General features: G+C 37.3%; 22 protein-coding genes. 19 read left to right on the forward strand and 3 right to left on the reverse strand.

Going from position 1 to position 22,915, the window contains the following annotated elements; all coding sequences use genetic code 11:
- Positions 1-941 precede the first annotated feature (941 nt).
- The 12 genes from JM83_RS10720 (at position 942) to JM83_RS10775 (ending at position 13,833) form a co-directional block, all read left to right on the forward strand.
- Positions 942-2,354, forward strand: a complete 1,413-nt coding sequence (locus tag JM83_RS10720; RefSeq protein ID WP_144961960.1) for a glycogen synthase — start codon at positions 942-944, stop codon at positions 2,352-2,354.
- Positions 2,351-3,616: a glucose-1-phosphate adenylyltransferase gene (locus tag JM83_RS10725; RefSeq protein ID WP_144961963.1), complete on the forward strand. Its 1,266-nt coding sequence runs from the start codon at positions 2,351-2,353 to the stop codon at positions 3,614-3,616. The genes JM83_RS10720 and JM83_RS10725 overlap by 4 nt, the downstream gene beginning before the upstream one ends.
- A gap of 173 nt (positions 3,617-3,789) precedes the next feature.
- Positions 3,790-5,697 carry a 1,4-alpha-glucan branching protein GlgB gene (gene glgB / locus JM83_RS10730; protein WP_144961965.1) on the forward strand — a complete coding sequence of 636 codons (1,908 nt, stop codon included), beginning with the start codon at positions 3,790-3,792 and terminating at the stop codon, positions 5,695-5,697.
- A 137-nt stretch (positions 5,698-5,834) separates the two neighbouring features.
- A complete protein-coding gene (locus tag JM83_RS10735) occupies positions 5,835-8,237 on the forward strand; it encodes a glycoside hydrolase family 31 protein (RefSeq protein ID WP_144961966.1) in 2,403 nt (800 codons plus the stop codon).
- 134 nt (positions 8,238-8,371) lie between these two features.
- The gene (locus tag JM83_RS10740) at positions 8,372-8,632 is read left to right on the forward strand and encodes a hypothetical protein (RefSeq protein ID WP_144961969.1); all 261 of its coding nucleotides are present in this window, start codon (positions 8,372-8,374) and stop codon (positions 8,630-8,632) included.
- Between the two features lie 20 nt (positions 8,633-8,652).
- A complete protein-coding gene (locus tag JM83_RS10745) occupies positions 8,653-9,036 on the forward strand; it encodes a hypothetical protein (RefSeq protein WP_144961971.1) in 384 nt (127 codons plus the stop codon).
- Between the two features lie 32 nt (positions 9,037-9,068).
- Positions 9,069-9,377: a YhjD/YihY/BrkB family envelope integrity protein gene (locus JM83_RS10750; protein ID WP_261376442.1), complete on the forward strand. Its 309-nt coding sequence runs from the start codon at positions 9,069-9,071 to the stop codon at positions 9,375-9,377.
- Positions 9,378-9,663: 286 nt separating this feature from the next.
- Positions 9,664-10,488, forward strand: coding sequence for a thymidylate synthase (locus JM83_RS10755; protein ID WP_144961973.1), 825 nt, complete (start codon positions 9,664-9,666; stop codon positions 10,486-10,488).
- A gap of 55 nt (positions 10,489-10,543) precedes the next feature.
- Positions 10,544-10,960, forward strand: coding sequence for an energy transducer TonB (locus tag JM83_RS10760; protein WP_144961975.1), 417 nt, complete (start codon positions 10,544-10,546; stop codon positions 10,958-10,960).
- A 165-nt stretch (positions 10,961-11,125) separates the two neighbouring features.
- Positions 11,126-12,292, forward strand: coding sequence for an ergothioneine biosynthesis protein EgtB (gene egtB / locus JM83_RS10765; RefSeq protein WP_144961977.1), 1,167 nt, complete (start codon positions 11,126-11,128; stop codon positions 12,290-12,292).
- A gap of 15 nt (positions 12,293-12,307) precedes the next feature.
- Entirely contained in the window at positions 12,308-13,276 is a 969-nt protein-coding gene (gene egtD, locus JM83_RS10770) for an L-histidine N(alpha)-methyltransferase (protein ID WP_144961979.1), read from the forward strand.
- Positions 13,277-13,551: 275 nt separating this feature from the next.
- Entirely contained in the window at positions 13,552-13,833 is a 282-nt protein-coding gene (locus JM83_RS10775; RefSeq protein WP_144961981.1) for a DUF427 domain-containing protein, read from the forward strand.
- On the opposite strand, the gene JM83_RS10780 is transcribed toward JM83_RS10775, so the two are convergent.
- The gene (locus tag JM83_RS10780; RefSeq protein ID WP_144961983.1) at positions 13,834-14,922 is read right to left on the reverse strand and encodes an aminotransferase class V-fold PLP-dependent enzyme; all 1,089 of its coding nucleotides are present in this window, start codon (positions 14,920-14,922) and stop codon (positions 13,834-13,836) included.
- 35 nt (positions 14,923-14,957) lie between these two features.
- On the opposite strand from JM83_RS10780, the gene JM83_RS10785 reads away from it, so the two are divergent.
- The 4 genes from JM83_RS10785 to fabD all read left to right on the forward strand — a co-directional run bounded on the left by JM83_RS10785 (position 14,958) and on the right by fabD (position 17,754).
- Positions 14,958-15,443, forward strand: a complete 486-nt coding sequence (locus tag JM83_RS10785; protein ID WP_315897847.1) for a 2TM domain-containing protein — start codon at positions 14,958-14,960, stop codon at positions 15,441-15,443.
- Between the two features lie 4 nt (positions 15,444-15,447).
- Entirely contained in the window at positions 15,448-15,930 is a 483-nt protein-coding gene (locus JM83_RS10790; protein WP_144961984.1) for a dihydrofolate reductase, read from the forward strand.
- Positions 15,931-16,112: 182 nt separating this feature from the next.
- Complete coding sequence (locus JM83_RS10795) at positions 16,113-16,613, forward strand: pyridoxamine 5'-phosphate oxidase family protein (RefSeq protein ID WP_144961986.1); 501 nt, start codon at positions 16,113-16,115, stop codon at positions 16,611-16,613.
- 259 nt (positions 16,614-16,872) lie between these two features.
- Positions 16,873-17,754: an ACP S-malonyltransferase gene (fabD, locus tag JM83_RS10800; RefSeq protein ID WP_144961988.1), complete on the forward strand. Its 882-nt coding sequence runs from the start codon at positions 16,873-16,875 to the stop codon at positions 17,752-17,754.
- A gap of 440 nt (positions 17,755-18,194) precedes the next feature.
- Here the strand turns inward: fabD and JM83_RS10805 are convergent, their stop codons facing one another.
- Together JM83_RS10805 and JM83_RS10810 are read right to left on the reverse strand one after the other, a co-directional pair.
- Positions 18,195-19,475: a metal-dependent hydrolase family protein gene (locus tag JM83_RS10805; protein WP_144961990.1), complete on the reverse strand. Its 1,281-nt coding sequence runs from the start codon at positions 19,473-19,475 to the stop codon at positions 18,195-18,197.
- 9 nt (positions 19,476-19,484) lie between these two features.
- Positions 19,485-20,618, reverse strand: coding sequence for a DegT/DnrJ/EryC1/StrS family aminotransferase (locus tag JM83_RS10810; RefSeq protein ID WP_144961992.1), 1,134 nt, complete (start codon positions 20,616-20,618; stop codon positions 19,485-19,487).
- A 172-nt stretch (positions 20,619-20,790) separates the two neighbouring features.
- Here JM83_RS10810 and JM83_RS10815 point away from each other — a divergent pair, with 172 nt between their 5' ends.
- The 3 genes from JM83_RS10815 to JM83_RS10825 all read left to right on the forward strand — a co-directional run bounded on the left by JM83_RS10815 (position 20,791) and on the right by JM83_RS10825 (position 22,697).
- Positions 20,791-21,966: a 3-deoxy-D-manno-octulosonic acid transferase gene (locus tag JM83_RS10815; RefSeq protein ID WP_144961994.1), complete on the forward strand. Its 1,176-nt coding sequence runs from the start codon at positions 20,791-20,793 to the stop codon at positions 21,964-21,966.
- A gap of 113 nt (positions 21,967-22,079) precedes the next feature.
- Positions 22,080-22,316, forward strand: coding sequence for a hypothetical protein (locus tag JM83_RS10820; RefSeq protein ID WP_144961996.1), 237 nt, complete (start codon positions 22,080-22,082; stop codon positions 22,314-22,316).
- A gap of 108 nt (positions 22,317-22,424) precedes the next feature.
- Positions 22,425-22,697: a hypothetical protein gene (locus tag JM83_RS10825; protein ID WP_144961998.1), complete on the forward strand. Its 273-nt coding sequence runs from the start codon at positions 22,425-22,427 to the stop codon at positions 22,695-22,697.
- Positions 22,698-22,915 lie beyond the last annotated feature (218 nt).

Genomic DNA, 22,915 nt, shown 5'->3' on the forward strand with positions numbered 1-22,915 from the left:
ACATTCTAATGTTGACAAATAATTTAATTTTTTTTGTACCCTGAATCAGAAGCAGATAGCGTTTTTAGGGAATCCCTTATGGGATATTGTTGTTCTTGCAATTATAAAAATTAGTTGGAAGAACCTTTAAAAGGGATTTTTATTTTTGGGCATTCATTTTTGTTAATGGGAAAGATGATCCATCCAAAACTGGCAATATTATGTTTTTTTATATTGACCAATAATTTTGAAACACCTCTTAAATTACCATTTTTCGCGTTTAAAAAATGGGATTTCCGGTTTTTGGAATGGACTTGAGTGCATTAAAACTAAAATCTTTTTAATTAGGGAAATACAATATGTGGCTTATGGAGCAAAGGTTCGAAAGCCTATTGTTATTCGAATATTACGATGAATTTTCCCAACTGAATAGTTGTCATTTGGAAATAATGGAATCCGAGGAAGATTATTCTTACTATTAAAATATGAACACCATTGCTATTGGAAAGTTGTTTAACAAGCTTATTCCCATCACGCTTCTTTAATTTTTAGCCTTCAAATAACCGGGATCCATACTATATCCAAGCAAGGTTGAAAAAGCAAGACCCACTTTCTTCAAATTTGCATTATAATCTGGAATGTAAAAAATAGCTGGAATTTATTAAAAAAAATGCTCAAAAGATATATCAGTTTCAAAATTTGTAACTAAAGGATTGCAAGTATTTTGATTGAACAGGAAATGTTGCAACCTGAACCCACGCATTGCAAGTTCGTAGAATGTTTAAAATGTGATGCGGGCATTTCAAGAAACAAGAACCTGTTTGAATGAATTTTAAAATAGTTTTTAATCGTTCAATTGAGGAGGCTGTTATTACAATTAATTCACTTTTCAAAATTAACTGCTGAAGATTTCCTGAAATCAGGTATTTTTTTTTGTAATTTAATACCTTAGATAGATTTTAATGAAGATTATACATATTAGTGCCGAATGTTATCCCATTGCTAAAGTTGGAGGACTGGCAGATGTTGTAGGGGCTTTGCCCAAATATCAAAATAATACGGGGACCACGAGCCGTGTGGTGATGCCGTTCTATAACAACAAGTTCAGTAAAGAACATAAGTTTAAAACCGTTCATGAGGGGAATTTAGAATTGGGAACCGACTTCTTGAGTTTTAAAATTTTAATTCCGGAAAACAGTGACTTGGGATTTGAACTCTTTTTAGTAGATATCCCCAATTTATTATTTAAAGATTATGTGTATTCTGAAAAGGACACCGAAAGGTTTTTGGCTTTTCAGATTGCTGCCTTGGATTGGATCCTTCAGAACAAGCAATTGCCGGAAATAGTACATTGTCATGATCATCATACAGGGTTAATTCCTTTTATGATGTCTCATGCAATTAAGTATAAAAAGTTAAAGAATATCCCTTCCGTATTTACCATTCATAATGCCCAATATCAGGGCTGGTTTTCACACGATAAAATAGAGTTGATCCCTGCGTTTCCTTTGTCCCACATCGGATTATTGGATTGGGACAATTGTATAAATCCGTTGGCCACAGCAATTAAGTGTGCTTGGCGGGTTACTACTGTTTCCCCAAGTTATATGGAAGAATTGAAGTTGAAGGCAAATGGGTTGGAAAGTTTAATTAATTCAGAAAGTCAGAAATGTATTGGGATCTTGAACGGAATAGATACAAAAGTTTGGAACCCTGGAGACGATGATCTAATTGTGGCGAAATATGGAACTGACGATTGCGATGCCGGGAAACAGGCTTCAAAGGAGTGGTTGTGTAAAAAATTCAATCTAGATTTTAAAAAACCCTTATTTGTTTTTATTGGTAGGCTTGTGGAGGAAAAAGGTGCCGATCTTTTCCCTGAACTATTTGACTTGGCATTGAAAAGACTAGATATTTCTATCTTATTATTGGGTTCCGGAAACAAAGAAGTAGAAAAGCAATTGATGCAACTCACCAATAAGTATCCTAAAAACTATAATGCTTTTATCGGCTATGATGAGGCGCTCTCGCATAAAATGTATGCAGGCGCCGATTTTTTGTTAATGCCTTCTCGCGTGGAGCCTTGCGGACTTAACCAGATGTACTCACTTAGATATGGCACCATCCCTATTGTAAATAAAATAGGAGGTTTAAAAGATACTGTGGTTGATATCTCCGATGGTGGATTTGGATTTTTGCATACTGAAAACACGGTCAAGGGGATTTTTGATTCCATAAAAAGAGCAACCAAATATTATAGCGATTCTTCAAAATTTAAAGAAACCAGAAAAACGATCATGCAAATAGATCATTCCTGGGATGAGTCTGCACAGCAATATGTTACTTTATATAAATCTTTAATTAAGCAAACATGATCAATGACAAAGTATTAGCAATTATTATGGGAGGTGGGCAAGGTTCCAGATTGTATCCGTTAACTGCAACAAGGTCAAAGCCGGCAGTACCCATAGCTGGAAAATACAGGCTGGTGGATATTCCTATTTCCAATTGTATCAACTCCGATATAAAGCGGATGTTCGTGCTTACACAGTTTAACTCGGCATCATTGAACACGCATATCAAGAACACCTATCATTTTAGTTTTTTTAGTGCTGCTTTTGTAGATGTGTTGGCAGCAGAACAAACGCTTCAAAACAATACGTGGTTTCAAGGAACTGCAGATGCGGTGAGACAGAGCATGCACCATTTTTTAAATCATGATTTTGAATATGCGCTAATACTTTCTGGAGATCAATTGTATCAAATGGATTTTAATGATATGCTGGAAGCACATGTAAAAAGCAACGCAAAAATATCTATAGCCACTTTGCCGGTTTCCGAAAAGGATGCCACTTCCTTTGGAATTCTTAAAACTGATGAAAGCAACTTGATAACCTCATTTATAGAAAAACCCAAGACAGATCTTCTAAAGGATTGGACTTCGCCTGTAAGTGACGAGATGAAAGCAGAAGGAAGAAATCATTTGGCTTCCATGGGGATCTATATCTTTAATAAAGACCTTTTGGTGGATCTCATGAATGATCCCAATACCGTTGACTTTGGAAAAGAAATTATTCCGCAGAATATCCAGAAACATAAAACGCTTAGCTATCAATTTGAAGGTTATTGGACAGATATAGGAAATATCGAGTCCTTTTTTGAAGCTAATCTGGGCTTAACCGATGATATCCCGGAATTTGATCTATATAATAATTCCAAGCGAATATATACCCACGCTAGGTTACTACCTACCACCAAGATCTCTGGCACTGTTCTTAACAAAGCCGTAATTGCCGATGGTTGTTTGATAAATGCTGCCAAAATAGAGCGATCCGTAATTGGAATTCGTTCCAGAATTGGTAGTGGAACTCAAGTAAGCAATACCTATATGATGGGATGTGATAGTTACCAAACTTTAAAGGAACTGAGTGAGAGGGACACTAAGATCCCAATGGGAATTGGAGAAAACTGTAGTATCAACAATGCTATTTTAGATAAGAACTGTTGTATTGGTAATAATGTAAAGATAAATGGTAATGTGCAATTGGAAGAAAAGGAAACAGAGACCTACTATATAAAAGAAGGAATTGTGGTTATAAAAAAAGGAGCCGTCATTCCAGATGACTATGAGATTTAAAATTCATTTTTTCATGGAAAGTGATTTCGTCACCTTGAATTTATTTCAGGGTCTAAACTAAATTTATAGAGTTATGAGATTCTGATACTCCCGAAGCGTCGGGACAGAATGACGCCCTTTATCAGTTTATGACACTTTATGAACAATCAATCTTTTAATTAGCAGTCTAAAATATGTCTCAGGTAATAGCTTACAGTTTGTTTACAGAATTTGATATTTCTTTATTTAAAGCTGGTAAACATTTTAAACTTTACGAAAAGTTTGGTGCACACCCCATGCAATTGGACGGGGAAGATGGCGTATATTTTTCGGTTTGGGCTCCTTCTGCAAAAGGTGTTGCAGTGATTGGTGATTTTAATTTTTGGGATGGCAAGGAGCATCTGCTTAATGTGCGCTGGGATTCTTCTGGAATTTGGGAAGGATTTATTCCAGTCGCCAAAAAGGGAATGCGCTATAAATTCAAGATCAGTTCTACGCATAATGACGAGGTTACAGAGAAAATAGATCCTTATGCGCTTTATTTTGAAAAATCTCCAAACACCGCTTCTATTATATGGAACATTAAAGATTATAATTGGAAGGATAAAAATTGGATGGGTTATAGGAAAGATAAAAACAATCTGGACAAGCCTTATTCTGTATACGAAGTACAATTAGGATCCTGGAAAAAAAACGCTGAAGGTGAATTTTTAACCTATAGGGAACTGGCCATAGATTTGGTAAATTATGTGAAGGAAATGAATTTCACGCATGTGGAACTTATGCCAATTATGGAATATCCATATGATCCCTCTTGGGGATATCAACTTATAGGATATTTTGCGCCAACTTCCCGCTTTGGGTCTCCTCAGGATTTCATGTTTTTAATAGATGCATTTCATCAAAATGATATCGGAGTCATCTTGGACTGGGTGCCCGCCCATTTCCCTTCAGATGAACATGGATTGGGATTGTTCGATGGCACTCATCTTTATGAACATCCAGACACCAAAAAAGGATATCACCCGGATTGGAAAAGTTTGATTTTTAATTATGAACGCAATGAAGTGCGCTCTTTTTTAATTAGCAATGCCCTTTTTTGGCTCGAAAATTATCATATAGATGGACTGCGTGTAGATGCGGTAGCTTCAATGATCTACTTGGATTATTCTAGGGAAGAAGGGGAGTGGGACCCCAATATATTTGGAGGGAACCAAAATTTGGATGCCATTTCTTTCTTAAAGGAATTCAATACTGCGGTTTACAATAATTTTGAGGGAGTGCAAACCATCGCGGAAGAATCCACGGCCTTTCCCGGTGTTACCAAACCTGTAGATCAGGGTGGTTTGGGCTTTGGAATGAAGTGGATGATGGGATGGATGCACGATACACTGGCTTATTTTAGCAAAGATCCTATACATAGAAAATTTCATCAAAATGAGATCACATTTAGCTTAGCCTATGCATTTACAGAAAATTTTATGTTGCCACTTTCCCATGATGAGGTGGTACACGGTAAAAAATCGCTCTTAAGCAAACAGCCCGGGGATGAGTGGCAACGTTTTGCGAATTTAAGAAGCTTGTACGCTTTTATGGTCATGCATCCGGGTGCGAACCTCTTGTTTATGGGAGCCGAATTTGCCCAGTATGAGGAATGGAATTTCGAGAAAGGTTTAGATTGGAACTTATTGGATTTTTTACCGCATAAAGGAATGCTGAATTTTATAAAAGACCTCAATCTGTTTTATAAAGAAACCCCGGCTTTGTATGAAAAAGCGTTTAGCCCTGAAGGATTTGAGTGGATCGCCTATGATGACAATGAAAACTCGGTACTTTCCTTTTTAAGAAAAGGGCACGATGTCCAAAACGATGTACTAGTGGTTTGTAATTTCACGCCCACTGTAAAAAAGGAATATAAAATAGGACTTGGTCAAAAAGTGCAAATCAAGGAGATCTTCAATAGTGATTTATTGGCTTATGGAGGTAGCGGAATTTGTAATGCAGGGACCATAAAGATATCTGATGAAGCCTGGAATCAAAGGAACTTTTCCGCAACCATAACGCTTCCGCCTTTAGGAGTGGTAGTTTTTCAATACATTTAAACGTAATGATAAAATATTTGAATTTCGTTGCTTTCATTGCATTTAATTCAATTAAATGGCTATATTTTTATGGAATAGCAGCTGCCGAACATTGCTTTTTTTAGTACGTTTACAGCTTATTTTTTAGCACCCTAACTATGATCACTAATACCGAATTGGAATTAAAAGGAAATCAGTTTCCAAACCAAATAGTTTCCTATAATAAGAACATCGATGTTCTGGATTTTAGAACAGAAAATGATGTCACACTTCAAATAACAATTGTTAGGGATAGTGTTATAAGATTTCGATATTCAACAACCTCCAATTTCGATAAAGATTTTTCGTATGCCATTACGAAATATGCGAGTACCGGTTATAATTTTTTGGAGATTGAAGAAACCGATGGAGAGTATATAATTACAACCCAAAAACTTATTTGCCATGTAAATAAACTGGATCTAAAAGTGAATATTTACGATGCGAAGGATAAGAGCCTGATAAGTCATGATGAACTAGGTTTTCACTGGGAAGAAAGTTATGAATTTGGAGGTAATATCGTAAAAATGAGCAAGACCTCCCAAGACGGGGAAAGCTATTATGGGCTTGGGGACAAACCCTCCCATCTAAACCTTAAAGGAAAACGTTTCGAGAATTGGGTTACGGATTCCTACGCTTATGGCAAGGAAACAGATCCTATTTATAAAGCAATTCCTTTTTATACCGGTTTACACCATGGAAAATCGTACGGGATCTTTTTCGATAATACCTTTAGATCCTATTTTGATTTCGCCCATGAACGTAAAAATGTTACCAGCTTTTGGGCACAGGGCGGAGAAATGAACTACTATTTTATTTACGGCCCAAAAATGACAGATGTGGTCGCCAATTATACCGATCTAACAGGAAAGCCACATCAGCTCCCCGCGCTTTGGACGCTAGGGTACCATCAATGTAAATGGAGTTATTATCCAGAGTCGAAGGTGAAAGAGGTGACCGCTAAATTCAGGGAGCTTCAAATACCTTGTGATGCGATCTACTTGGATATAGATTATATGGAAGGTTTTAGATGCTTTACCTGGAACAAGGAATACTTTCCAGATCCAAAAGGAATGGTGCAGGAGCTGCTGGAAGATGGATTTAAAACCATCGTGATCATAGATCCGGGAATAAAAATAGATAAAGATTACGAGGTCTTTAAAGAAGGCCTGGAAAACGATTATTTCTGTAGGCGTGCCGATGGTCCCTATATGAAAGGAAAGGTCTGGCCAGGAGAATGCTATTTTCCAGATTTTACCAATCCAAAAGTGAGAGATTGGTGGGCTGGTTTATTTAAAGAACTTATCGAAGATATTGGGGTAAAAGGTGTGTGGAACGATATGAATGAACCTGCGGTAATGGAGGTCCCCAATAAGACCTTTCCCAATGACGTAAGACATGATTACGATGGAAACCCTTGTAGCCATAGAAAGGCACATAATGTTTACGGAATGCAAATGGCAAGGGCTACCTATCAAGGCTTAAAAAAGTTTGGATATCCTAAGAGGCCCTTTGTTATTACCCGTGCGGCATATTCCGGTACGCAACGTTACACTTCTTCTTGGACAGGAGATAACATAGCGACCTGGGAGCATTTATGGATCGCCAATGTACAGGCACAGCGAATGGCACTTTCAGGATTTTCATTTATAGGAAGCGATATTGGCGGATTTGCAGAACAGCCCAATGGAGAACTTTATGCACGTTGGATCCAATTGGGGGTTTTTCATCCTTTTTGCAGAACACATTCTTCCGGAGATCATGGTGAGCAAGAACCTTGGATGTTTGGAGAAGAGATCACTGGAATAGTGAAGAAATTTATTGAGCTTAGATATCAATTGCTACCCTATTTATATACGTCGTTTTGGCATTATTTAAACGAAGGTACCCCTATTTTAAAATCCTTGGTTTTATATGACCAAGAAGATATTCAAACCCACTACAGGACAGATGAATTTATATTTGGAGAACAGCTCCTTGTTTGCCCAATTATTGAAGCCAATTCTCAAGGGCGACGATTATACCTCCCAAAAGGAAATTGGTATAATTACTGGAAAAATGAAGTTAGCGCTGGTGGCAAGGAGATTTGGGTAGACGCAGATCTGGATAGTATGCCGCTCTTTGTAAAAGAAGGTGCAATCATTCCTAAATATCCAATTCAACAGTATGTTGGCGAAAAATTGATTGAGGAAATCACTTTGGAGGTCTATTACAAAAAAGGGAAAGAAAACTCAACCTTATTTGACGATGCCCATGATGGGTACGATTATACAAAAGGGAGATATAGTTTAAGAACCTTCAAACTTACCGGGAAAACAAATGAATTGATCATTCAGCAGCATAAATCCGGAACATTTATCACAGGATATAAAACCTTTAAATTAAAATTGATTGGAATGCCGTTCCAGATCTCCAAAATTCAGATAGATAACGAGGAAATAGCATTTGAGGCGGTAAAGGTAAATGGGGACAACACCTTAATTGTGGACAAAGAGTTCACTGAGCTGCATATAATGGAATAGTGCTGATTTAACTCTTGAACATTTTCCTGACTTCCGCACTCAATTTTCTTAAAAAACATAAAGCATTGGAATCAATTGTTTTGTTGCCTACTGATACTGGTTGAGGGGGTTAATTTGATTATTACCTTTGATTTATGTTTGTCCGTAAATTAAACTCAAAGAATTCTAAAACCTATATTCAGGCTGTCAAGGACAAAATAGGGGCCCTTGATTTAAACCATGGAAAGAGCACTGTCATCAAGAAAGGGGATCTAAAGCTCATTGTTGCCTACTCTGAACGGGCCAAAAAAGACCGCTACAATCGCGAAAAAGGCCTTAGAAGACTGGAAAAAATATCCGTAGAGGGAAGCCAACCAAATCCCATATCAATAATAGAGGCTATCACAAATTCCTGAAACTAGAAGGAGGGATAAGTGTGGCTATTGATCATGAGAAGCTCAAACAGGATGCCAAGTGGGACGGGCTTAAAGGGTACTTGGCCAATACCGGCCTATCCAAAGATCAAATCATTGAAAATCACCAACACCTTTGGCAAATGGAATATGCCTTTAGGATTGCCAACACAGATTTAAAGATCCGGTGCATTTACCATAGATTGCAAAGACGCATAGAGGCACATATATGTATATCATTTGTTGCCTATAAAGTATTCAAAGAACTGGAGCGGCAGCTCAAGGCCAAAAAAGGCAAAATAAGTGCGAACGAAGCAATTGAAATTGCTGAGAATGTCATGGAAGTGGAAGTAAAATCACCCCAGAGCGAAAATATCAAGAAAAAAACACTGCTATTAACAGGGTAACAGAAATACTTAAACTCACTTTTTGATTTTGGGTGTTAAAATGCGGAAGTCAGGAAGAAATCGGTTGGGGACTGGCGATAAGTGTGCTGGTGAGTATTTGGAGTGCCAATAAAGGTACAAGTACTCTTTTTGAGGGCGTAAATATCGCGTATGATGAAATCGATACTCGAGGTATTATCAAAAAGAATTTATTAACCCTTCTCTTTACTTTGGGTGGAGTTGTAATTGGACTTATCAGTTTATTGATCGTGATACTTTTTCCTTTACTTATTAAAAACATTGGCCTTGCACCGCAAATAGAACATGTTTTAACTTGGTTTCGTTGGGTTTTGCTGCGGTAGCTGTTTTAATGCTATGGCTCTTTCTAACTGCATTTATTGTCCTTATGGGTGACGAATTAAATTCTGAAATGGAGCATCAAACCCGATATGATACTACTATTGGAGAAGAAAGACCTATGGGAGAGCGAAATGCTCATCACGCAGATCGTTGAGCGGTAAAGTATTTGGATGATGAATAATAGTGCCAGATAGAAAATTAAAAACTCTTGCGTATTTCAGCAATTGTTTTTAGCTGATTTCTTATTTTTAGAAAATATATAGTATTGCATTTTAGAAAGAGCTTAGCATGAAACAATATCACGATCTTGTAAAACACGTTTTGGAAAACGGAACCCAAAAAGGAGATAGAACCGGAACAGGTACAAAAAGTGTTTTCGGTTACCAGATGCGCTTCGATTTAAGTGAAGGTTTTCCAATGGTCACCACCAAAAAACTACATCTTAAATCTATTATTTATGAGCTCCTGTGGTTTTTAAATGGCGATACCAATATTGAATACCTTCAAGAAAATGGGGTGCGTATTTGGAATGATTGGGCCGATGAAAATGGAGATCTTGGGCCAGTGTATGGCCATCAATGGAGGAATTGGAATAGTGAGGATATAGACCAGATCAAGGAATTAATAGATACTTTAAAGAATAATCCCAATAGTAGAAGGATGCTGGTTTCTGCTTGGAACCCTTCGGTATTGCCAGATACAACTAAATCCTTTTCTGAAAATGTGGCCAATGGCAAAGCAGCCTTACCACCTTGTCATGCCTTTTTTCAGTTTTATGTAGCCGAAGGAAAACTGTCTTGCCAGCTATACCAACGCAGTGCCGATATATTTCTGGGTGTGCCGTTTAATATTGCCTCCTATGCCTTGTTTACCATGATGGTAGCGCAAGTATGTGGGTATGAAGCTGGCGATTTTATTCATACCTTTGGGGATGCTCATATTTATAACAATCATATCGAGCAACTGGAACTTCAGTTAAGCAGGGATCTAAGAGCCTTACCCCAAATTAGGATCAACCCGGAAGTAACAGATATTTTTGATTTCAAGTTTGAAGATTTCAGCCTTGAAAATTACGATCCGCATCCACATATAAAAGGAAAGGTTGCGGTTTAGCCCTCATGGAGGAATTAGTTGCTTGAGGGAAACCTCGATTTAAAAACACCTACTTATGAAAAACTTACTTTTTATTGCCTCTTTTTTTATCCTTACCGCTAGTTCTCAAGCCCAAGAAGGAGTTACCGTTAAGGGTAATACCATCACTATGAAAGAGATTGGGCCCGTATGGCCTGGTTGTGGGAAAAGTGAGCTTTCCGGGGATGATTGTTTTAACAAGCAACTCGCCAAGCATATTAAAACCAACTTTAAATACCCGAAAGATGCCAACGGAAAGATCGTAAGAGGGAGGTCTGTGATCACTTTTTATATAGATGAAAATGGAAAGGTTTGCAAGGTATCTGCTGAAGGTCCTCAAAAATTGGTAAATCAAGAGGCAGTGCGTATCACAAAATTATTTCCTGTGATGAAACCCGGGCACAGAGGTGGTAAAAGGATTGAAGTAAAATATAAGATGCCATTTAACTTCTAAAAACTTTTTGGCTTTTTATTTATAAGAAAGCACCTTATTTCTTAAATTTTTGTTTCCTTTTTTAATCAATGAAGTCGACTTTAACTTTGCATTAACTCGTTTGAATTTCACCCGTTCCCGAAAAACAGTAACTTTGGATGATAGCCTTATTTTATCAACCCATCTATGATCTCAAAGGAAAATTTATTTCAACTTTTTATTGAAACCAGAGCACAAACCGAAATTATTTGTGCGCCCTTGGAAATCGAAGATTATGTAGTGCAACCTATTGTAGATGTTTCTCCTCCAAAATGGCATTTAGGACATACCACCTGGTTTTTTGAAGAATTTGTTCTGAAGAAATATCAGAAGGACTACAAGTTGTTTGATGAAAACTCGGCGTTTGTTTTCAATAGTTATTACGAAAGTGTAGGGGAGAAGGTGGTAAGAACCGATAGGGGGAATTTATCCCGACCAACAGTAGCTTGGATCTACGAGTATAGAGCGTATGTAACCAAAGCAATTTCAGAATTTTTCAATAATACCGATAGGTTTTCAGAGGAAATATCGAATGTTTTGGAAATAGGTTGCCATCACGAAAAGCAGCATCAGGAATTGTTGCTTACAGATATTAAATACATTCTTGGGAACAATCCGCTTCTCCCAATATATCAAAGTAATTTCAATGAAAACCCAGTGCAAAGCTTTCCGCAGGAATGGTTAACTGTTCCAGAAGGAATTTATGAAATAGGGCATAAAGGAGGTTCCTTCTTTTATGATAATGAGATAGGGAGGCATAAGGTATATTTAAATCAATATCAGACCTCCAATAGGTTGGTTACGAATGGGCAATATTTGGAATTCATCAAGGCCGGCGGCTATAAAGATGTGCTCTTATGGCACGCAGAAGCTTGGGATTGGATAAATACAGAAAATATTACAGCTCCTTCTTATTGGCATAATATCGATAATAAATGGAAGCAGTACACCTTAAGTGGACTACAAGATTTAGATCTTGAAGCTCCGCTCACCCATGTTTCCTATTATGAAGCTTTCGCTTTTGCCCAATGGAAACAAATGCGGTTGCCCACAGAATTTGAATGGGAAGTTGCACAAGAAAAGTTTAAATGGGGAAGCCGCTGGGAATGGACAGAAAGTTCTTATAACCCATACCCCAATTATAAAAAAGCCAATGGGGCTTTAGGGGAATACAACGGGAAATTTATGGTGAATCAAAAAGTGCTTCGTGGAGGATCTGTTGCTACTGCTGCAAACCATACTCGTGCTACCTACCGAAACTTTTTTCATCCGCATTTAAGATGGCAATTTACCGGTGTAAGATTGGCCAAATAATCCGACTTTTAGTACATGAAAAATAATATAAAAACGCGCTTTGCTTCTGCCTTCGAGGAAGATGTTTACAATGGCCTAACCAGTTGTCCCAAGCATTTGTCATCTAAATATTTTTATGATAAAAAAGGGGATAAACTGTTTAAGGATATTATGGATTTGCCTGAATATTATCTCACCAACTGCGAGTACAATATTTTAAAGGACAATATCCAAGAGATTGCAGATGTTTTTTGGGGCACCAATGGTTTCGATCTCATTGAGTTGGGCGCGGGAGATGGAAAAAAGACAAAGTTATTGTTGAGGTATTTAAGCGAAAACCGCATAGATTTTGATTATTTGCCTGTGGATATCAGTCAGAATGCATTGGATGAATTGCAGGAATCTCTCAAAAAAGAGTTGCCTACAGTTTCTGTGAAGCTGCAACAAGGCACTTATTTTGATACCTTGGCGCGCTTATCTGATTATAACTCCAGAAAAAAAGTGATCTTGGTGCTTGGATCCAATATTGGAAACCTGCTACATAAAGATGCTATAGATTTTCTGATACAAATTCACGAAGCAATGAGCCCGGATGATATGCTTTTTATGGGCTTCGACCAGAAGAAGGATCCGCAAATCATTTTAGATGCATACAACGATTCAACTGGGGTGACAGCGGCTTTCAATAAAAATTTATTGGAAAGGATCAATACAGAATTGGGAGGTAATTTTAATTTGGACTCCTTTGGTCACTGGGAAACCTATAACCCTGAAACCGGAACAGCAAAAAGCTTTTTGATAAGTAGCCAAAAACAAACGGTAACTATCAAAGATTTAGAGCTTAAGGTGGAATTTGAAGCTTGGGAGAGCATACATACCGAAATCTCCCAGAAATACGACGATATGATCGTGGAGTGGCTTGCAAACCAAGCAGATCTTAAGGTTACTGATTCTTTTACAGATGAAAAGGATTATTACAAGAATTACATCTTCAGAAAAAAGTAGATTTCTGAAATTGTATATCCATAAAGTATCATAAAATAATAAATAACAGTTCATTCTGAGCTTGTTTCAGAATCTTATAACACTAAGAATCAATACGGTAAATAGAGACCCTGAAACACGTTCAGGGTGACGATGCGGAATTGTCGTCAGCTGAACTGTGAGTTCTGGGGAGACCCTGAAATAATCCCGAAAGCCTTCGGGACAGGGTGACGAGATAATCCGAAGCATTTCAGGACATAGGACGGATATATTAATAAAAAATAAAATTATTGGATATGAAAGCTATTTGGAACAACACAATAATCGCAGAAAGTAAGGATACAAAAGTGGTGGAAAGCAACCATTATTTTCCACAAGAATCCATAAAGTCTGAATATTTTAAACCGAGCGACACCACTTCCAGATGTCCTTGGAAAGGGGAGGCCTCATATTACAATGTGGAAGTCGATGGAAAAACCAATAAAGACGCTGCATGGTACTATCCGCAAGCCAGTCATGCTGCAAAACCAATTGAAAATTATGTAGCTTTTTGGAAAGAGATCAAGGTGACCGAATAACTACTTTTTAAAATATTCTTTTAGGACTTTTACCAAAAGATCGATTTCTTCTTCGGTATTAAAATAGTGGAAACTTACACGAACGCCAGAATCTTTTAAGGAGCATATAATATTTTTACCGTTCAAGAACTGAAAGAGTTCTGCATCCCCGCCAATATTAAAAATGGAAGAATGCTGAACTCTTTTTACTACCATTTTCTCTAGCAGTCCAAGTTTTTCAAATTCTTCTTTAGCTTTCTTGGATAATAGTTTGATTCGTTCTTCAATAAGATCTATTCCAACCGAATTTATATATTTTATAGCGGCCATTAGGCTTCCAAAATTCAAAGTATCCTGATGGCCAGGTTCAAACTTTCCAAGAAAATTCCCTTCATGAGCTTTGTATTTGCCCTGTAAGGAGTTAAAACCGCAACTTTTCGGGTCTATTTTTTTGGGAACGTCTTCTTGAAACAACATTACGGCATTGCCATAACCTGCATTCATCCATTTGTAACAACTGGCAATGACGACATCTAATTTTGATGCATCAAAATCGAATTTTTCGGTGCCTATAAACTGAGTGCCATCTGCAACGAAAAGTGTTTCAGGGAATTTCTCCTTCATTTCCTTCAGAAAAGCAGGGGTTAATTTTATTCCGTTTTCATATTGAACAATGCTGAAGCAAAATAAGTCTGGTCTATTTTCTGAAAGTGCTTTTTTAATGTTTTGTTCTAAATCCTCATCGATCTGAGCATAGCAAACTTCAAACTCCCGGGAGTTCACCGCCCAAAAAATAGAAGGATAATCCTCTTTCAGTAATAATATTTTACTTGCTTTATCTATGCCTTCCAAAAGCGTGTTGAATCCGCTGGAAAAATTGTGGATCAGGCCAACTCTATTAGGTGAGCAGTTGAAAAAATCTCCCACTGTTTCACGAACTTCTTCCAAAACCTTTCCATGCTGATCCCTAAACATACTACCTGAAATAAGCAGGTCCAAATCGTGATCTTGGCGATATTCAAACACCTTTTCAGATAATAACCCGCAGGAAGCATTGTTCAAATAAGTATATTGGCGTAGGACAGGAAAGACTTTTCTTAAATTCTTCATAAGCATTTTAACAATAGACCAAAAAATCTGTAAATTTGGTAGACACTAAAGTACTTTTTATTATGTTTTCTAAAAAGAAAAATACTTCTAAACTAGACTCAGACCAACGCCAGTTATATGAAAATGCCCGCGCAAGGGCCCTTCAGAAGAAAAGATTGTTTCAGCATTTTGTGATTTTTTTAGTGGGTGCTGTATTGCTGATCGTTCTAAATGTGGTGATTGGATACCAAGAAGATTTCATGCCATTGGGCTACAATTGGTTTGTTTGGGCAATTTTGGCCTGGTCTTTTTTCTTCCTTATACATGTTATTAATGTGTGGGTAACCAACAGTTTTATGGGGAAAGAATGGGAGCAAAAGCAATTGGAAAAATTAGTTGCAAGACAAAAGGAGCGTATTGCAGAACTCCAACAGCAAGTAGATCATGATTACCCGCTATCAAAGGATTCGGGAAATAATATTGTTATTGATAAAACAGAGCCTAGAGTTATAGATCCAAATACACCAGATAAAAACTATTAGAACGATGCTAACAATTATTGCAGCTGCAGGAGAAAATAATGAATTAGGAAAGGATCGTGGCTTGGTGTGGCATTTGCCAGATGACTTTAAGCGATTTAAAAAACTCACAACAGGGCATCATATAATAATGGGTCGAAAAACTTTCGATACGTTTCCACAACCATTGCCAGATAGAACCCATGTGGTAATTACCAGAAAGGATAACTTAAAAAAAGAGGGAATTGTAACCGTGCATTCTTTGGAGCGTGCCATAGATTTTAGCAAGGGAGATCCCCAGCCCTTTATTATTGGAGGAGGTGAAATATATAAAATGGCGATGGATGTGGTAGATAAAATTGAACTTACCAGAGTGCACGGCACTTTTAAGGCAGATACTTTTTTCCCGGAGATCGATGAAAAGATATGGGTTTTGGAAAAGGAAGAATTTCACAAAAAAGACGAAAAACATAAATATGCGTTTACTTACTTGACATATGTTCGTCGCTAGATGTTTATAGAATTCCTCCTTATATTCTAAGCTTCACGCCATTAAATAAGTGCTTTTATTTTATTCTGAAATAATTGTGATTCTCTAAATTGTTTTTACAATTCTTAACAAAACTGGTCTAAGAATTGGCTTTTCCTTAGTTCTATAACTTTTGTTTGATTGGTATCTTGCAAATAAAAAATATGAGCACAGAAAACTTAGACAACACGGAAGCCTTAAAAAAAATGAGAAAATTGGTAGATGATATCGATTTTTGCATGATGCTAACAGATCTGGATACTAAACCAATTAGTGCCATTCCCATGTCTACCAAGAAAGTGGATGAAGCTGGTAACATTTGGTTTTTGAGCGGAAAAAATAGCGCGCATAACGCTAATATTTCCAAAGATTCAAAAACACAACTTTTGTACAGCGATAACTCAGATATGGAGTTTATCAGCATTTATGGTTCAGCTACCATTCACTCAGATAAAAATATTATCCATGAACTATACAGTAAGAGCGATGATGCGTGGTTCGATGATAAAAATGATCCAAATATTACCGCAATAAAGTTTGTGCCTTCTGAAGCATATTATTGGGACACAAAACAAAACAAATACATTGCCCTATTAAAAATGGGAATGGCAACCCTTACCGGAGATAAAGCAGATGTTGGTGAAAAAGGAAAATTGAGCCTTTAATTCAAGAAATTATTTTCGTTTGTCCGTAAAGTATCCTAAACTGAAAAATGACGTCATTCTGTCCCGACCGTTCGGGAGTATCAGAATCTCATTTCAATGTACATCAATGCAATATGGAGACCCTGAAATAAATTCAGGGTGACGAAAGAACTATTAGGACAAAAAACGGATATACAAAATCATTTTAATAAAAGACCTCTAACTTTAAGTTATGAGGTCTTTTTTTTTATTTCTATTTTAGCCCTACTAAATTGAAAATATGAAAGCATATATATTTCCCGGTCAGGGAGCACAGTTTTCCGGAATGGGTCTGGATCTTTATGAGAAATATCCAGAAGCTCAAGCACTCTTTGAAAGAGCCAACAAAATATTGGATTTTTCGATTACAGATGTAATGTTTCAAGGATCTGCCGAAGATCTTAAGCAAACCAAAGTGACACAACCCGCCATATTTTTACATTCGGTGATTATGAGCAAGATAATGGGAGAGGCGTTTAAGCCAGATATGGTGGCAGGACATTCCCTTGGTGAAATATCTGCTTTAGTGGCAAATAACACATTGGAATTTGAAGATGCATTAAAATTAGTGTACAAACGTGCCTTAGCTATGCAAGAAGCTTGTGAATTGGAGCCTTCTACTATGGCAGCCGTATTGGGAATGGATGATGAGTTGGTAGAAGCAATATGTGCAGAGATTGAAGGAACAGTAGTCGCCGCAAATTACAATTGTCCAGGACAATTGGTGATTTCTGGCGATCTGGCAGCTGTAGAAAAAGCATGTGAAGTTTTAAAAGAAAGAGGGGCAAAGCGCGCACTAATGCTTCCTGTAGGCGGAGCTTTTCACTCTCCATTGATGGAGCCTGCTAGAAAACAATTGGCAGAGGCGATTGAGGCAACCACTTTTAGTACTCCAATCTGTCCAATTTATCAGAACGTAAGTACGTTTGCGGTAACAGATCCAGAGGAGATCAAAAAGAATTTGGTATTTCAATTAACAGCACCAGTAAAATGGACGCATTCGGTTAAAAATATGATTGCCGATGGCGCAACAGAATTTATTGAAGTTGGTCCCGGTAAAGTCTTACAAGGATTGGTGAAGAAAATAGATAGAAGTGTCAACACGAGTTCTGCGGAAGTATAATACTTTTTTTTATATGTCATCCCGACAAAAGGTTGGATCTCTTTTATAGAAATAATGCTTCATTGAGATTCTTCACTACGCTACGCTGCGTTCAGAATGACACTTTCCATCCTTTTTCATTCCGACGATGGAGGAATCTCCTTTAGACTGACTTCCTGATATTCTTCACTTCGCTTCGCTGCGTTCAGAATGACATTTCCCGGCTTTGTCCCTTCGAGCCCTTCGGCTGCACTCAGAATAAAATAAAGTCGGGAAGTACTTCCTTTCATTCAGGAACATGCCACGAATACACGAATACTTTTTTTTATATGTCATCCCGACAAAAGGTTGGATCTCTTTTATAGAAATAATGCTCCATTGAAATTCTTCACTTCGCTACGCTGCATTCAGAATGACATTTTCCATCCTTTGTCATTCCGACGAAGGAGGAATCTCCTTTGTTAATTTTTATAAATTTTCCCTTCTTTCATTACAAATCTCACATCTTCTAGAGTTTTTATGTTTTTGGTTGGATCTTCTTTTACAGCAATAATATCTGCATAAAAACCTGTTGCTAGTTGTCCGGATTCGATTTCCATATTTAAAATTTTAGCCGGAGTGATAGTTGCACTTTGAATGGCTGCCATAGCTGGCATTCCTGCTTCAACCATAAATCCAAATTCCTTACCGTTTTGCCCGTGGGGATAAACTCCTGCATCTGTTCCAAAGGCGATACCTACACCTTTTTTATATGCTTTGCTAAAGGTGGCCTGAATTTTTGGCCCTATTTCCAAGGCTTTGGGCACAATGATTTCAGGATAGTAGCCTTTGATCTTTGCTTTTGCGCTCACTTCTTTTCCGGCTGTTATGGTAGGTACCAAATAGGCATCATATTCTTTCATAAGGTCCATTGTTTGCTCGCTCATTAAAGTTCCATGCTCTATGGTTTTTACCCCACCTTTCACCGCGCGTTGCATTCCTTCGTCTCCATGGGCATGCGCTGCTACATGAAATCCATAGTCTTTTGCAGTTTCTGTAATAGCTTTTATTTCTTCAATAGAAAATTGAGGATTGGAACTCGATTTAGCTACACTTAAAACTCCCCCGGTAGCAGTGATCTTAATAAGATCGGCTCCATTTTTATAACGTTGTCTTACTGCTTTTTTTGCGTCTTCTGGCCCATTTACAACTCCCTCTTTAGGACCTGGATCTCCCACTAAAATATGATTATACCCATTTGTAGGATCTGCATGGCCTCCTGTGGTTGCTAAAGATTTTCCTGCGGTAAATATTCTAGGACCAACGACTTTACCTTGATTTGTGGCATTTCGCAATGCTATATTCACACCGCTCCCGCCAAGGTCTCTCACAGTAGTAAATCCAGCCATGAGCGTTACTTTTGCAAAACTCAAGGAATTAAAGGCAAGATCTGCCTCATTTAAGGTAAATGGCTCTAAATAGGCACCCGGATTGGATTCTCCCTCCATATGTACATGCATATCTGTTAAGCCAGGCAAAACAATCATTCCACGAAGGTCTATTAAACTATCACCTTCATTTTTAGGCTGAATATATCCATCTTCGACACTTTTAATTCGTTCTCCCGAAACAATAATAGTCTTTTCCGTTAGAATTTTTCCGTTTTTAGTGTCTACTATTTTTCCACTTTGGATATAGAGATCTTGGGCATTTACAGTTGAAGTGAGTACGATTCCGCAGATAATCGATAAGAGTTTTTTCATAGAGTGATATTAATTATTTACAAATTCAATAATAGTTTTAGTGATATGATCTATCTGGTCGGTATCCAACTCGGTATGCATAGGCAAGGAGATCACTTCTTTTACCAATTGATTGGTAACGGGAAAATCCGTTTCGTTATATCTGGAGTCTTTATAGGCTTTTTGATTATGCAGCGGAATAGGATAATACACCCCACATGGAATATTGTTTTCGTTTAGGTGCTTTACCAAAGCATCTCTTTTCCCGTTAGTGATCTTTAAAGTGTATTGGTGAAACACATGGGCATCCCTATTTCCAGATCTTACAGGAATTTTAATGTATTCTTGCCCTTTTAGAGCTTCATCATATTTAAAAGCAGCTGCTTTTCTAGCTTCATTATACATGTCTAATTTTGGCAACTTTGCGCGAAGCACTGCTGCCTGAAAGCTGTCCAACCTGGAATTCACACCCACCACATCATGATGATAGCGTTCATACATTCCATGATTTACCACTCCTCTTAGCGTATGAGCAAGAGCATCATCGTTGGTAAAAATAGCCCCGCCATCCCCATAGCAACCAAGGTTTTTTGAAGGAAAAAACGAAGTAGAACCGGCATGTCCAATAGTTCCTGCTTTGTATGTTTTTCCTTCTTTGGCATGGAAATCGGCGCCGATAGCTTGTGCATTATCCTCGATCACATATAAATTATGTGCTTTTGCAATTTCCATAATGGCATCCATATTGGCGGTTTGGCCAAAAAGATGCACCGGAACAATGGCTTTGGTTTTTGGGGTAATTGCTTTTTTAATCGCCTCCGGATCTATGTTGAAGGTATCTGGATCTACATCTACCAAAACAGGTGTTAGTTGCAATAAGGCAATTACTTCTACAGTGGCAGCAAAGGTGAAATCTGCAGTAATTACTTCGTCCCCTGGCTTTAATCCCAATCCCATCATTGCTATTTGAAGGGCGTCTGTTCCATTTGCACATGGTATAACATGTTTCACACCGAGGTATTCTTCCAATTCTTTTTGAAAATTTTGAACTTCGGGCCCATTTATAAATGCCGAAGTGTTCATTATTTCTTGAAGAGAGTTGTTAATTTGATCTTTTATGGAAGCGTATTGACCTTGAAGGTCAACCATTTGTATCTTTTTCATGTATTTTTTATTGTAATCCAACGAAAATACAAAATATCGCTCCTACCACCAATGCTATTTTTAGGAAAGAGGTATTTTAGCAATCAAATAAAAAAGCTTGCAAACACTATACAACATATTTATATGGATAGTTGAAAAACTGCTGCCTATTTCAACATTTTTCAGCCCTAAAATGAAATTATTTGTTGAGGGAAGAAAAAGCACCTTTTCGATATTAAAAGCGGGAATTCAAAAGCACGATAGGGTTGTTTGGTTTCACATGGCATCATTGGGAGAATATGAGCAAGGAGTGCCGGTTATGGAAAAAGTCAGGCAGTTATATCCGCAACATAAAATTATAGTGAGTTTCTATTCTCCTTCGGGCTACGAAATCAAGAAAAAATCGCCTTTAGCAGATGTTGTGGTTTATTTGCCTTTGGATACCGCTAAGAATGCAAACTCATTTTTGGATTTGGTTCACCCTGGGCTAGCAATTTTTGTAAAATATGAATTCTGGCCAAATATTCTGAATGAACTCCATAACAGGGATGTTCAAACAATTTTAATCTCTGGCGGATTCAGGGAAGACCAACTTTTTTTTAGGATGAATAACGATTGGTTTAAAAAACCTTTGGAAGCCTTTGAGCATTTCTTTGTTCAGAATGAAAATTCTAAATTATTGCTAAATTCTATAGGATTCCAAAATGTAACCATTGGCGGGGATACTAGATTCGATCGAGTTGCTAATCAGCTTCAGCAGGATAATACATTGGATTTTATCGAAGAATTCGTAGATAATAAATTGTGCATTGTTGCCGGAAGTACTTGGCCAGAAGATGAATCGTTTTTAAAGGAATTCATAGTTCAAAAAGACTTGGACCTCAAGATCATTATAGCGCCACATACCATTCACCTGGAGAGAATCAGGAATTTTCAGAAAAGCATTTCAGTTCCATCTGTGCTATTTTCAGAAAAAGCAGGAAAACAATTATCAGATTTTAAGGTGATGATTGTAGATACTATAGGCATGTTGACGAAAATATATAGTTATGCCGATATTGCTTACGTTGGAGGGGCAGTTGGACACACAGGACTTCATAATATTTTGGAACCGGCCACCTTCGGGATTCCGATTATAACAGGCCCCAATATTGAAAAATTCCCAGAAGCTATTAAGTTGAAGGCTCTCAAAGGTTTGTATACTGTGAATTCTGAAGAGGAGCTCATTTCTATTCTAAATACGTTTATGAATGAGCCAGGATTTAGACTGGAGGCGGGGAGAATTTCAAGAAATTATATTCAGGAAAATGGTGGTGCAACGGAACTGATCCTAAACTATTTGAAGAAAAATTTTGTTAAAACTCCTTAGAATTAACTTCGATTTGCGAATTATATCACCTTTTTTGCTAAAATATTCTAAAAAAATAGGTGCTCCATTTAATAATGTAGTAATTTCGAAGATTAAATTATAATACAAATTATATGAAACGAGTTATTTATTTGACAGCTTTAATTTCAATAGGTGCTACAACCTTGATTTCTTGTAGGGATACGGCTGAAAAAGAAACCGTGGTAGTAAAGGAAGTTCGAGTAGAAACTGAAAAAGCCGAACCTGTAGAGGAACGCAAAGGAATTTTAGAACGTACCGCAGAGAAAGTTGATAAAGAGGTAAACAAAGAGATAGATAAAGAAATTGAAAAAATAGGGGACGATAACTAGGTATCACTTTATATGGATGAAATTTAGGATTTTATTCAATTTTATATATATTTATAAAGAATTGAGAACCAATTACCAGACAAACCAATAATTATAAAATTTAAACTTATGAGAAAATCGATTTTAGTATTAGCAACAGCATTTACACTTACCGCATTTTTTACTTCATGTAGAGACACAAAAAAAGCAAATGATGATATGGAGATGAGTGATGATATGGACGGTATGAACGACGATATGGATGATGTAGGTGATGACCTAGAAGAAGCTGCAGAGGATACTGGAGATGCTATTGAAAAGGCCGCCAATAAAACTGGTGATGCCGTAAAAAATGCAGCTAACGAAGTAGAAGCAGAAGTTGAAGGTACAGATGACATGTAATTTATTGTGCTAAAGCGACAATAGATCAACTTTCAAAACTAGCTACAGAATATCAAGATTAGAAATAATTAGGTATTCTAAAACAACCACTAAACCTTAAATTATGAAAAAAATTGTTTTTTTATTGGCGCTAACCTTTAGTACAAGTATTTTATTTACTTCTTGTAGAGAGAAATCTACAGTAGAAAAGGTAGCTGATGATGTTGAAGATGCTGTAG

It is taken from the genome of Gillisia sp. Hel_I_86, from assembly GCF_007827275.1.
Taxonomy (GTDB): domain Bacteria; phylum Bacteroidota; class Bacteroidia; order Flavobacteriales; family Flavobacteriaceae; genus Gillisia.

Coding starts and splice junctions, on each gene's coding strand:
- JM83_RS10815 (WP_144961994.1), top strand. CDS start 20,791: ATGAAATTATTTGTTGAGGGAAGAAAAAGCACCTTTTCGATATTAAAA.
- JM83_RS10755 (WP_144961973.1), top strand. CDS start 9,664: ATGAAACAATATCACGATCTTGTAAAACACGTTTTGGAAAACGGAACC.
- JM83_RS10760 (WP_144961975.1), top strand. CDS start 10,544: ATGAAAAACTTACTTTTTATTGCCTCTTTTTTTATCCTTACCGCTAGT.
- JM83_RS10725 (WP_144961963.1), top strand. CDS start 2,351: ATGATCAATGACAAAGTATTAGCAATTATTATGGGAGGTGGGCAAGGT.
- JM83_RS10740 (WP_144961969.1), top strand. CDS start 8,372: ATGTTTGTCCGTAAATTAAACTCAAAGAATTCTAAAACCTATATTCAG.
- egtB (WP_144961977.1), top strand. CDS start 11,126: ATGATCTCAAAGGAAAATTTATTTCAACTTTTTATTGAAACCAGAGCA.
- JM83_RS10720 (WP_144961960.1), top strand. CDS start 942: ATGAAGATTATACATATTAGTGCCGAATGTTATCCCATTGCTAAAGTT.
- glgB (WP_144961965.1), top strand. CDS start 3,790: ATGTCTCAGGTAATAGCTTACAGTTTGTTTACAGAATTTGATATTTCT.
- JM83_RS10810 (WP_144961992.1), bottom strand. CDS start 20,618: ATGAAAAAGATACAAATGGTTGACCTTCAAGGTCAATACGCTTCCATA.
- JM83_RS10735 (WP_144961966.1), top strand. CDS start 5,835: ATGATCACTAATACCGAATTGGAATTAAAAGGAAATCAGTTTCCAAAC.
- JM83_RS10825 (WP_144961998.1), top strand. CDS start 22,425: ATGAGAAAATCGATTTTAGTATTAGCAACAGCATTTACACTTACCGCA.
- egtD (WP_144961979.1), top strand. CDS start 12,308: ATGAAAAATAATATAAAAACGCGCTTTGCTTCTGCCTTCGAGGAAGAT.
- fabD (WP_144961988.1), top strand. CDS start 16,873: ATGAAAGCATATATATTTCCCGGTCAGGGAGCACAGTTTTCCGGAATG.
- JM83_RS10790 (WP_144961984.1), top strand. CDS start 15,448: ATGCTAACAATTATTGCAGCTGCAGGAGAAAATAATGAATTAGGAAAG.
- JM83_RS10820 (WP_144961996.1), top strand. CDS start 22,080: ATGAAACGAGTTATTTATTTGACAGCTTTAATTTCAATAGGTGCTACA.
- JM83_RS10805 (WP_144961990.1), bottom strand. CDS start 19,475: ATGAAAAAACTCTTATCGATTATCTGCGGAATCGTACTCACTTCAACT.
- JM83_RS10775 (WP_144961981.1), top strand. CDS start 13,552: ATGAAAGCTATTTGGAACAACACAATAATCGCAGAAAGTAAGGATACA.
- JM83_RS10795 (WP_144961986.1), top strand. CDS start 16,113: ATGAGCACAGAAAACTTAGACAACACGGAAGCCTTAAAAAAAATGAGA.
- JM83_RS10780 (WP_144961983.1), bottom strand. CDS start 14,922: ATGAAGAATTTAAGAAAAGTCTTTCCTGTCCTACGCCAATATACTTAT.